At 70.8% G+C, this 10,164-nt stretch carries 10 protein-coding genes, 1 tRNA gene and 1 riboswitch; of the genes, 4 read left to right on the forward strand and 7 right to left on the reverse strand.

The window, feature by feature from the left end:
* The first annotated feature begins 301 nt into the window (after window positions 1–301).
* Window positions 302–2,755, forward strand: coding sequence for a transglycosylase domain-containing protein (locus ACH4N1_RS04130; RefSeq protein ID WP_398094406.1), 2,454 nt, complete (start codon window positions 302–304; stop codon window positions 2,753–2,755).
* A gap of 501 nt (window positions 2,756–3,256) precedes the next feature.
* Here ACH4N1_RS04130 and ACH4N1_RS04135 read toward each other — a convergent pair.
* From ACH4N1_RS04135 to ACH4N1_RS04150, 4 genes are all read right to left on the reverse strand, one after another.
* On the reverse strand, window positions 3,257–4,144 hold the full coding sequence (locus ACH4N1_RS04135; protein ID WP_398094359.1) for a prohibitin family protein: 888 nt from the start codon (window positions 4,142–4,144) through the stop codon (window positions 3,257–3,259).
* Between the two features lie 616 nt (window positions 4,145–4,760).
* The gene (sugE, locus tag ACH4N1_RS04140) at window positions 4,761–5,081 is read right to left on the reverse strand and encodes a quaternary ammonium compound efflux SMR transporter SugE (RefSeq protein ID WP_398094361.1); all 321 of its coding nucleotides are present in this window, start codon (window positions 5,079–5,081) and stop codon (window positions 4,761–4,763) included.
* 35 nt (window positions 5,082–5,116) lie between these two features.
* Window positions 5,117–5,190, reverse strand: a riboswitch (guanidine-III (ykkC-III) riboswitch).
* Window positions 5,191–5,266: 76 nt separating this feature from the next.
* Window positions 5,267–5,569, reverse strand: coding sequence for a GroES family chaperonin (locus ACH4N1_RS04145; RefSeq protein WP_382782301.1), 303 nt, complete (start codon window positions 5,567–5,569; stop codon window positions 5,267–5,269).
* 98 nt (window positions 5,570–5,667) lie between these two features.
* Window positions 5,668–5,997 carry a DUF3618 domain-containing protein gene (locus ACH4N1_RS04150; RefSeq protein ID WP_398094363.1) on the reverse strand — a complete coding sequence of 110 codons (330 nt, stop codon included), beginning with the start codon at window positions 5,995–5,997 and terminating at the stop codon, window positions 5,668–5,670.
* A 100-nt stretch (window positions 5,998–6,097) separates the two neighbouring features.
* Here ACH4N1_RS04150 and bcp point away from each other — a divergent pair, with 100 nt between their 5' ends.
* From bcp to ACH4N1_RS04165, 3 genes are all read left to right on the forward strand, one after another.
* A complete protein-coding gene (gene bcp, locus ACH4N1_RS04155) occupies window positions 6,098–6,565 on the forward strand; it encodes a thioredoxin-dependent thiol peroxidase (RefSeq protein WP_398094364.1) in 468 nt (155 codons plus the stop codon).
* Between the two features lie 134 nt (window positions 6,566–6,699).
* On the forward strand, window positions 6,700–7,791 hold the full coding sequence (locus tag ACH4N1_RS04160) for an HNH endonuclease (RefSeq protein WP_398094365.1): 1,092 nt from the start codon (window positions 6,700–6,702) through the stop codon (window positions 7,789–7,791).
* A gap of 8 nt (window positions 7,792–7,799) precedes the next feature.
* A tRNA-Leu gene (locus ACH4N1_RS04165) sits at window positions 7,800–7,882 on the forward strand.
* 44 nt (window positions 7,883–7,926) lie between these two features.
* On the opposite strand, the gene rdgB is transcribed toward ACH4N1_RS04165, so the two are convergent.
* From rdgB to rph, 3 genes are all read right to left on the reverse strand, one after another.
* Window positions 7,927–8,529, reverse strand: coding sequence for an RdgB/HAM1 family non-canonical purine NTP pyrophosphatase (gene rdgB / locus ACH4N1_RS04170; RefSeq protein WP_398094367.1), 603 nt, complete (start codon window positions 8,527–8,529; stop codon window positions 7,927–7,929).
* A gap of 61 nt (window positions 8,530–8,590) precedes the next feature.
* The gene (locus ACH4N1_RS04175; RefSeq protein ID WP_366058971.1) at window positions 8,591–9,001 is read right to left on the reverse strand and encodes a hypothetical protein; all 411 of its coding nucleotides are present in this window, start codon (window positions 8,999–9,001) and stop codon (window positions 8,591–8,593) included.
* A 208-nt stretch (window positions 9,002–9,209) separates the two neighbouring features.
* The gene (gene rph / locus ACH4N1_RS04180) at window positions 9,210–9,947 is read right to left on the reverse strand and encodes a ribonuclease PH (RefSeq protein WP_398094368.1); all 738 of its coding nucleotides are present in this window, start codon (window positions 9,945–9,947) and stop codon (window positions 9,210–9,212) included.
* Window positions 9,948–10,164: the final 217 nt, after the last annotated feature.

Below are 10,164 nucleotides of genomic sequence, written 5' to 3' on the forward strand. Positions count from 1 at the left end.
CGAGGCCGCGCGGGGACCCGAGGTGACACGTCAGATCCGGGCCGTACGAGGACCCGGGGCCGCCCGCGCCTCCCAGGCGGCACGTGGCTCCCAGACGGCAGGCACCCCCGAAGCGGCCGGTGCTCCCGCAGCGGCCGGTGCTCCCGCAGCGGCCGGTGTCCCCGAGGCCGCCGGTGTCCCCGAGGCACGCCGCACCGCCGACGCGGCCCACCGGCCCAAGGCGGCACACACCCCCGAACCGGCTCGCACCCCCGAACCGGCCCGCACCCCCGGACCGGCCCGCACCCCCGAAGCGGCCCGCATTCCCGAAGCGGTCGGTTCACCCGAAGCGGTCGGTTCACCCGCGGCGGCCCACGCCCCCGAAGCGCCCGGCGCACCCCAGGCGGCGAGCGCCGCCGACGCCGCCGGACCCAAGCGCCCGAAGCGGCCCAAGCGCACCGGCTGGCGCCGCCTCTTCCCCACCTGGCGCATGGTCCTCGGCACCTTCGTCCTCTGCGCGCTCGTCCTCGTGGGCCTGTTCTTCCTCGGCTACTCCATGGTGAAGATCCCGCCCGCCAACGCCCTCGCCACCAAACAGAGCAACGTCTACCTCTACGCCGACGGCACCGAGATCGCCCGCGACGGCACCGTCAACCGCGAGACCGTCGACCTCTCCCAGATCTCCGAGGCCGCCCAGCACGCCGTCCTGGCCGCCGAGGACCGCGACTTCTACACCGAGTCCGCCATCGACCCCAAGGCGATGCTCCGGGCCGGCTGGAACACCGCCCTCGGCAAGGGCAAGCAGTCCGGCTCCACGATCACCCAGCAGTACGTGAAGAACTACTACCTCGCCCAGGAACAGACCGTCACCCGCAAGGTGAAGGAGTTCTTCATCTCCATCAAGCTGGACCGCGAGACCTCCAAGGACGACATCCTCGAGGGCTACCTCAACACCAGCTACTTCGGCCGCAACGCCTACGGCATGCAGGCCGCCGCCAAGGCCTACTACGGCGTCGACGCGGCCAAGCTCACCGCCGCCCAGGGCGCCTACCTCGCCGCCCTGGTCAACGCGCCCAGCGAGTACGACGTCATCGCCCACCCCGAGAACCGCAAGGCCGCCGAGGCCCGCTGGAACTACGTGCTCGACGGCATGGTCACCAAGGGCTGGCTCAGCGAGACCGACCGCACCGGACTGGCCTTCCCCAGCCCCAAGGAGACCTCCGGCGCCGACAACGGCATGTCCGGCCAGCGCGGCTACCTCGTCACCGCCATCAAGGACTACCTGCGCACCAACAAGATCGCCACCGCCGACGAACTCGAGGCCGGCGGCTACCGCATCACCACCACCCTGGACAAGAAGAAGCAGAACGCCTTCGTCAAAGCCGTCGACGACCAGCTGATGGACAAGCTCGACCCGAAGAACCGCAAGGCCGACACCTACGTCCGCGCCGGCGGCGCCGCGGTCGACCCCAAGACCGGCAACATCCTCGCCCTCTACGGCGGCATCGACTACGTCAAGCAGTACACCAACAACGCCACCCGCCGGGACTTCCAGGTCGGCTCCACCTTCAAGCCCTTCGTCCTCACCGCGGCCGTCGAGAACGACTCCGAGACCCAGGACCGCCGCCGCATCACCCCCAACACCGTCTACGACGGCACCAACAAGCGCCCCGTACAGGGCTGGAGCGGCGAGACCTACGCACCCGAGAACGAGGACTACGTCAACTACGGCAACATCGACGTCCGTACCGCCACCGACAAGTCCGTGAACTCCGTGTACGCGCAGATGGCCGTCGACGTCGGCCCCGAGAAGGTCAAGCAGACTGCCGTCGAACTCGGCCTGCCCGGCGACACCCCCGACCTCAACCCCTACCCGTCGATCGCCCTCGGCACGGCCACCGCCAGCGTCCTCGACATGGCCGAGGCCTACGCCACCCTCGCCAACCACGGCCGGCACGGCACCTACACCCTCATCGACAAGATCACCAGGAACGGCGTCGACGTCCTCGACCTCCCCGAGCGCAAGACCTCCCAGGTCATCAGCCGCGAGGCCGCCGACACCACCACCTCGGTGCTCCGCAGCGTCGTCCAGAACGGCACCGCCACCGCGGCCCTCGCCGCCGGCCGCCCCGCCGCCGGCAAGACCGGCACCGCCGAGAAGGACACCGCCGCCTGGTTCGCCGGCTACACCCCCGACCTCGCCACCGTCGTCGCCGTCATGGGCCAGGACCCCGTCACCGCCGCCCACAAGCCGCTCTACGGCGCGATGGGCCTGCCCCGCATCAACGGCGGCGGCGCACCCACCCAGATCTGGGCCCAGTTCACCAGGAACGCCCTCAAGGGCACCCCCGTCAAGGACTTCACCCTCCGGCTCCAGCAGGGCTCCGAGGAAACCGCCCTCCCCTCCTCCGAGCCCTCCGCGGGCGAGCCGAGCGCGAGCAACGAGGCGGGCTCCACCGGCGGCCAGAACACCCAGACCCCCGGAACGAGCCAGGGCGGGACCGACGGCGGCACCACGGGCGGCACCACCGGCGGCGGCACGACGACCGGCGGCACCCCCACCACGGGCGGCACCACCGGCGGCAGCACCACCGGGGACACCTCCACCGGCGGCACCCCCACCACGGGCGGCACCACGGGCGGCACCACCGGCGGCAGCACCGGCGGAGACACCTCCACCGGCGCGACCACCGACGGAAGCACCTCGGACGGCGGCACCGGCACCCTGGGCGGCACCTTCCCCCAGCTCACGAACCGCCGGCCGATCGAGGAGTGACCGCTCGGGGCCTGCCGGACAGGACAGGCCCTGGGTGTATTGATCACGAGCGTCGTCGACACCTGGCACTCGGGTTGCTCAAGGCGAAGACCTCCGGTGCGGTGGAGCCGTCCAGGACTGCACCGCACCGGAGGTCTTCATGTCCCGCCGTCATACCCGGCTGACCGTTCATGGCAGGCGGCTGCTGGTCGAGTGGGTCATGTGACGGTGGCGGGCGCGTCGGCCTTCGGCTCACCCAGACTCGTTTCCGCTGTTCCGCGCGTTCTGCCCCGCCCCGTCATCCCTCTTCCCCGGGCCTGTTCCCGCTCGGCGGCGGCTTCCCCGAGAGCCTCCATGACGTCCTTGCCGACGATCACCTCGGCAGTGTCGTGGCGAGGGGCCCGGTTGCGGCGGAGTCGTGCTCGCCGGATGACGGCGCGCACGGTTCCGCTGGTTCGTGACGGGTGCGGGCGGCGTCTCACCCGGTCGCCCTCACCTCTCCCGGCGCCGCCGCCGACGCCCTCAGTCGCCGCTGTTGTCGACGATGACGGGCGTGCCGCCCGAGTCGGCACCGCACGGCACCGCATACACGGGGTGGGCCTTCGCAGCCTCCTTGTACGCCTCCAGGCACTGGTTGTACAGGACCTTGTCGCTCAGCGACCTCTCGATGATCTTGTTGGCGCCGGCGGTGCCTTCCGCCTCGATCCTCTTGCGCTCCGCCTCCGCCTTGGCCGTCCGCGCCGCCTCGGTGGCCCGCTCGGTGGCCTGCTCCTGCTGAATCTTCTTGTCGATCTGCTCCTGCAGCTTCTCCGACGGCCTCACGTTGCGCAGGTTGACGGTGGTGATGTCAATCCCGCGTGGTGCCAGGCGCTTCTTGACGAGGTCGGCGATCTCCGCGCCGATCTGCTCGCGTGCGGAGGCGTAACCCTCCTCGCTGGTGTGCTTCGCGAAGACGTTGCGGATGATCTCGCGGCTGTCCGGCAGCACCAGACGCTCCTCGACGGTTTCCTCGCTGCCCGCCAGCCGGTAGAGCTCGACCGCCTTGGCCGGCACCACGGCCCACTTGATCGTGACGTCCGCGTACAGCACACCGCCCTGCGAGGAGCGAACCTCGACCACATCCTTGTCGTTGAGGTTGAGGTCCACCGGACGGATGGAGAAGGGCATGACGTCGGTGAACGGTGACTTGAAGTGGATACCCGAGGTCAGCGGCTCACCGACCTTGCCGAAGGTCACCGGCACGCCGACCTCGTAGGCGCTCACGACGTTCACACAGGCGAAGGCGCCTGCCAGCACGCCCGCCACGGCACTGAGCGCCGCTCCGAGCTTCCAGCCCGGGGTGGCGCGGCCACGGCCCACGACGAAGAGCACCACAGCGGCTATGAGCAGCAGGATGGACAGCACGAACACGGGTATTCCCCTCCAGAACGTCCGCGCCCCCAGGCGCGGCCCCGGCGCATCGTAGCGGCCGCACATGTCGGGGCGGTGGCGTGTCGGCTGAGCACCGGACGCCGGGCGCCGGACCAACGCTCCGGCCCGCACACACCAGGAGAATCCGGCCGGCAGTCCGCAGTACCTCGTCCTGCCGAGCTGACGAAAACCCGTAGTCACGCACCGGTGCCTCCACGATCACACGATCATCCGAAGGGTGGTGCCTTGTCACTTGAGGGTGCCATCGTTCGACGACAGGGCAGGGGGCGTCATGACGAGCACGGTCACGGTCGGCCGGGGATCGTCGGTCGCCCGGGTGCGGTGCAAATGTCTGGGACGTGGCCGCCCATGAGGCGAGCAGGCGGTAGGCCTGTGGGCCGCGGCGCGGGAGACGTCCGTCTCGGCGGCCGCATGAGCGACCGGGCGGCCCGAGCGGACACGCTCGACCAGCAGCCGCCTGCCATGAACGGTCGACCGGGCAGGACGGTGGGACACGAAGACCTCCGTGCGGCGCAGTCCTGGACAGCTCCACCGCATCGGAGGTTTTCGCCATGTTCAAGACCGCCAGCGCCAACAACGCTCGCGATCAATACACCTAGTGTCCCGAGGTCGCCTTCAGCCCCACCACGGCGACCAGCAGCAGACACACGAAGAAGATCCGGGCCGCGGTCGCCTGCTCCCCCAGCACCACCATGCCGAACACCGCCGCCCCCGCGGCCCCGATCCCCACCCACACGCCGTACGCGGTCCCGATCGGCAGCGAACGGGCGGCGTACGACAGCAGCAGCATGCTGGCGACGATCCCCGCACCGGTGAAGAGGCTCGGCACCAGTCGCGTGAACCCGTCGGTGTACTTCATCCCGACCGACCAGCCCACCTCCAGCAGACCGGCGACGACCAGCAGGACCCAGGCCATGACAGCACCTCCGAAGAACGAGCACGCAACACAACGGTGCGTCGTCTTTGCCTTCGTCCACCCGGTACGGCGCGTCTCGTCGGGGTCCTTCCATGCCAGCAAAGCACACGGAAACACAGAGAAAAAGGGCTGGTGACCATGGTCACCAGCCCTTTTCTACCTCTGTTTCGGAGGTGGCGGAGGTATCAGAGATACAGGCCCGTCGAGTCCTCCGACCCCTCGAACCGGTCCGCGGCCACCGCGTGCAGATCACGCTCGCGCATCAGCACGTACGCGACACCCTGCACCTCCACCTCGGCCCGGTCCTCCGGGTCGTACAGCACCCGGTCACCCGGCTCCACGGTCCGCACGTTCTGGCCCACCGCCACGACCTCCGCCCACGCCAGCCGACGGCCCACGGCCGCCGTCGCCGGGATCAGGATCCCGCCACCGGAACGCCGCTCACCCTCACTGGTGTCCTGACGCACCAGGACCCGGTCGTGCAGCATCCGGATGGGGAGCTTGTCGTCGTGGCCGCTGCGCTCGCTTCTGTTACCGCTCACGCCGACGAACCTACCTGCCCCCGCCCGACGGCGACGCCTCCGGGTCAGCCCTTGCGGCGCCGCGTACCGAACGCGAGCAGCCCCACGACCCCGACCACCACGAGGGCCACCGGCACCACCCGCTCCAGGCGCGGCGCGCCCTCCTCGTCCACGAACTGCGCCCGTACCTCGCTCACCACCCGGTTGACCTGCACATAGGCCCTCCCGAGCGTGTGATCGACATTGGCCGCGACCTTCGCCTTGGCATCGCCGACGATCGTCTTCGGGTGCACCCGCACCCCGATCTCGTCGAGCGTCTCAGCCAGCGTGTCTCGGCGGCGCCTGATGTCCGCCTCGATCTGCGCCGGGGTTCTGGTGTCCGACGTGTCCGCCACGGTGGGGCCTCCGAAGTGAGCCGACGTTTCCTACCTGTCTGGACAGTCTGTCAGTTCCCCGCGCGCCCGCACTGCCAGGACCCCCCGTTACCCTGGCCCGATGAGCGAGCGACTCCAGCCCGGGGACGTGGCCCCCGCCTTCACCCTCCCCGACGCCGACGGCAACGAGGTGTCCCTGTCGGACCACAAGGGCCGCAAGGTCATCGTCTACTTCTACCCGGCCGCCCTGACCCCCGGCTGCACGAAGCAGGCCTGCGACTTCACCGACAACCTCGACCTCCTCGCCGGCGCCGGGTACGACGTCATCGGCATCTCCCCCGACACCCCCGAGAAGCTCGGCAAGTTCCGCGAGAAGGAATCCCTCAGGGTCACCCTCCTGGCCGACCCCGACAAGAAGACCCTCGACGCCTACGGCGCCTTCGGCGAGAAGAAGAACTACGGCAAGACGTACCTGGGCGTCATCCGCTCGACGATCGTGGTCGACGAGGACGGCAAGGTCGCACACGCCCTCTACAACGTCCGGGCGACCGGCCACGTAGCCAAGATCATCAAGGACCTGGGCATCTGAGTCCCCCCTCCCCCGGCGGCCCGCACCGGAACCCCGGCACGGGCCGCTTCACTTTCGGGGCGTGACTGTCCGACGAGCGATTCGTTACTCCGTACGAGACTGCGAACGAGCGGTCGAGAACGGAGGGGGTTTCGGTGGGTGCCGGTACGTACACGAGGGAACGGCTCGCGCCGGAGGTCGCCGAGGCGCGGACCTGGGCCGAGCTGATGCGGCGGCTCGGCCTCAATCCGAGTGGCGGCCAACGCCGGGTGCTGCAGCGACATGTAGCCCGTCACGGGCTCGACACCAGCCACTTCGTGAAGCGCAGCCCATGGCGCAAGTATCCCGACGCCGCCATCGAGCAAGCTGCCGCCGCCTCGTCCTCGCTGCGTGAAGTGGCGCTGAAGCTGGGTGCGACGCCGGCCACGGGAACCCTCTCCCACATCCGACGCCGACTCGACGCGGCGGGCATCGACATCAGCCGCTTTCCCGGCATCGACCGCCCCGAGCCGGATCTGCCCTTCACTCCGGAAGAACTCCGAGCAGCCGCCGAGTCGACCACGAGCGTACGGGGCGTGGCACGAGCGCTGGGTGTTCCCGATGACAGCCGGTCCCGGGCCGCGCTGCGACGCATGCTGACCGCCGAGCGCATCGACGTCAGTCACTTCGCCCGCCGACGTACCGTGATTCCGGAGGACGAACTGCGGAGTCTGGTACGGACGTCCACCAGCTACGCCGACGTCATGCGCGGTCTCGGCATGGACGTCAACGACACCAATCATCGACGCGTGCGACGCGCCGCCTCCCGCCTCGGCCTCGACACCGGCCACTTCAAGCGCCGGTCCTGGGGGCGGCCCGAGCGCCCCGCGCCCCCGCCGATCGCGCAGCGGGTGCTGGTCGTCCTGCCGGAGCAAGCCGGACGAACGAACAGGGACCGACTTCACCAGGCCCTGACGGAAGTCGGGGTGCCATACGCGTGTGCGGAGTGCGGCAACCCCGGTGAGTGGCGGGGCCGCCCGATCACCTTGCAGATCGACCACGTCAACGGCAACTGGCGGGACAACCGGGAGGAGAACCTGCGCTACCTGTGCCCCAATTGCCATGCGCTGACGGAGACGTGGTGCCGCCGGAAGGCAGGGGCGCACTCGCCGGGTGACCGGGCGTCCGCGTCCCCCCGTGCCATCGGTCGAGGGTCGTGGCCGACGGGGAGCGTTCTCCACGCCGGGGCCGTCGGCCCGCTACCATGACGGGGCCGGCGGCCGTTGCTGAATGGTATAAGCAGAGGTTTTAGGTGCCTCGGGGCATTTGCCCATGTGGGTTCGACTCCCATCGGCCGCACCCTTCGAAGGGGCCACCCTGCCGGGTGGCCCCTCTCCCGTATCTCAGCCCAGCAGCTCCCGCACCACCGGTACCAGCTCCCGGAACGCCTTCCCGCGGTGGCTGATCGCGTTCTTCTCCTCCGCCGTCAGTTCCGCGCAGGTGCGGGTCTCGCCGTCCGGCTGGAGGATCGGGTCGTAGCCGAAGCCGTTCGTGCCGGCCGGGGTGTGGCGGAGGACGCCCCTGAGCCGGCCTTCGACCACGCGTTCCGTGCCGTCGGGGAGGGCGAGGGCCGCCGCGCAGGCGAAGTGGGCGCCGCGGTGTGCGTCGGCGATGTCGGAGAGCTGGGCGAGGAGCAGGTCGAGGTTGGCCTTGTCGTCGCCGTGGGTGCCGGCCCAGCGGGCCGAGAAGATGCCGGGGGCGCCGCCCAGGACGTCGACGCAGAGGCCGGAGTCGTCGGCGATCGCGGGGTGGCCGGTGGCCCGGGCGAGGGCGTGGGCCTTGAGGAGGGCGTTCTCGGCGAAGGTGACGCCGGTTTCCCTGACGTCGGGGACGTCGGGGTAGGCGTCCGCGCCGACGAGGTCGTGGGGCAGGCCTGCGTCGGCGAGGATCGACCTGAGTTCGGTGATCTTTCCGGCGTTGCGGGTGGCGAGGATCAGGCGGGTCATGTGCCCAGTATCCCGACTGTCCGGTGTCCCGACTGTCCGGTGTCCCGGCTCGCGCGGGGCCCTACGGGGTGCAGACCTTGGTCAGTTCGCCCGCCGCGTCGGTGACGGGGCTGAGGTCGGGGGTGTTGTCGCCGTTCTCGAGGGCGGTGCGGACGTTGGTGACGGCCTCGCGGAGGTCGTCGACCGCCTTGTCGACGTCGGCGTCGTCGGTCTTGTCACCTATTTTGTCGAGGTTGTTCTCGATGGAGGTGAGGGACTCCTGGGTCTGCGTCGGGTCGTCGGCGGCGCTCTCCACGGCCTGTTGGAGGTCGGTGACGCTGTCGGCGATGGAGTCGGCGGTCTGGACGCAGTCGAGTGCCTTGTTCACGGCGTCGCAGCCGGTGGTCGTGAGTCCGAGGGTGAGCGCGACGGCCGCGGTGGCGGCGGCGACGGTGACGCGGCGGTGTCGGTGACGGCCGGCGGACTGGGACATGACTGTGTTCCTCCCCTTGTGCAGGCCCCGGGAGGCCCCCGTTGTGTGCGGCCGTGGCGCGGGCCGCGGGTGCGGGCCGTGGTGCGGGCCGTGCGGCGGCCGTCGTCCGGGCCGCCGTGGGTACGGCCGTGCGTGGCCGTCGTACTGCGCAAGACGCGGGGGCGGACGGCGGGGTTGCCCGCGCGTCCGGCCCTGTTTGGTGTGCTCTTTACTTTTGGAGGACGGTATCAAGTGCCGTGCGCTGCACGGTGGTCAATTCCGCGCAGCCCAGAACGGCGAGGTCCAGGAGGGAGTTGAGTTCGTCGCGGGCGAAGGGTTCGGCCTCGGCGGTGCCCTGGACCTCGACGAAGCGGCCGTCGCCGGTGCAGACGACGTTCATGTCGGTCTCGGCGCGGACGTCTTCCTCGTAGCAGAGGTCGAGGAGGGGGACGCCGCCGACGATGCCGACGGAGACGGCGGAGACGGTGCCGGTGAGGGGCCGGCGGCCGGCCTTGATCAGTTTGCGGCCCTGGGCCCAGCTGACGGCGTCGGCGAGGGCGACGTAGGCGCCGGTGATGGCCGCGGTGCGGGTGCCGCCGTCGGCCTGGAGGACGTCGCAGTCGAGGACGATGGTGTTCTCGCCGAGTGCCTTGTAGTCGATGACGGCGCGCAGGGACCGGCCGATGAGGCGGGAGATCTCGTGGGTGCGGCCGCCGATCCTGCCGCGGACGGATTCGCGGTCGCCGCGGGTGTTGGTGGCGCGGGGGAGCATGGAGTACTCCGCGGTGACCCAGCCTTCGCCGCTGCCCTTGCGCCAGCGGGGGACGCCTTCGGTGACGGAGGCGGTGCAGAGGACCTTGGTGTCGCCGAAGGAGACGAGGACGGAGCCTTCGGCGTGCTTGCTCCAGCCGCGTTCGATGGTGACGGGGCGGAGTTGTTCGGGGGTGCGGCCGTCGATGCGAGACATGGCGTCGAGCCTAGGCCCTGTCGTGGGGGGGGGCGCGGGGGGCCCGGGCGGGGGGCGGGGGGGGGGGGGGGGGGGGGGGGGGGGGGGGGGGGGGGGGGGGGGCGCGGGGGGGGGGGGGGGGGGGGGCGGGGGGGGGGGGGTGGGCGCGGGGGGGGGGGGGGGGGGTGTCCCGGCGGCGGGCGCCTGGGGCCGGTCCGGGGCGGGTGCCGCGGTGGCG

This window comes from Streptomyces sp. NPDC017202 (assembly GCF_044331705.1).
Taxonomy (GTDB): Bacteria; Actinomycetota; Actinomycetes; order Streptomycetales; family Streptomycetaceae; genus Streptomyces.

Bases quoted from the DNA above. Each gene is read 5' to 3' on its own strand.
- rdgB (WP_398094367.1), bottom strand. From the start codon at position 8,529: ATGACCCGCCTGATCCTCGCCACCCGCAACGCCGGAAAGATCACCGAA.
- rph (WP_398094368.1), bottom strand. From the start codon at position 9,947: ATGTCTCGCATCGACGGCCGCACCCCCGAACAACTCCGCCCCGTCACC.
- sugE (WP_398094361.1), bottom strand. From the start codon at position 5,081: ATGGCCTGGGTCCTGCTGGTCGTCGCCGGTCTGCTGGAGGTGGGCTGG.
- ACH4N1_RS04175 (WP_366058971.1), bottom strand. From the start codon at position 9,001: ATGTCCCAGTCCGCCGGCCGTCACCGACACCGCCGCGTCACCGTCGCC.
- ACH4N1_RS04145 (WP_382782301.1), bottom strand. From the start codon at position 5,569: ATGCTGCACGACCGGGTCCTGGTGCGTCAGGACACCAGTGAGGGTGAG.
- bcp (WP_398094364.1), top strand. From the start codon at position 6,098: ATGAGCGAGCGACTCCAGCCCGGGGACGTGGCCCCCGCCTTCACCCTC.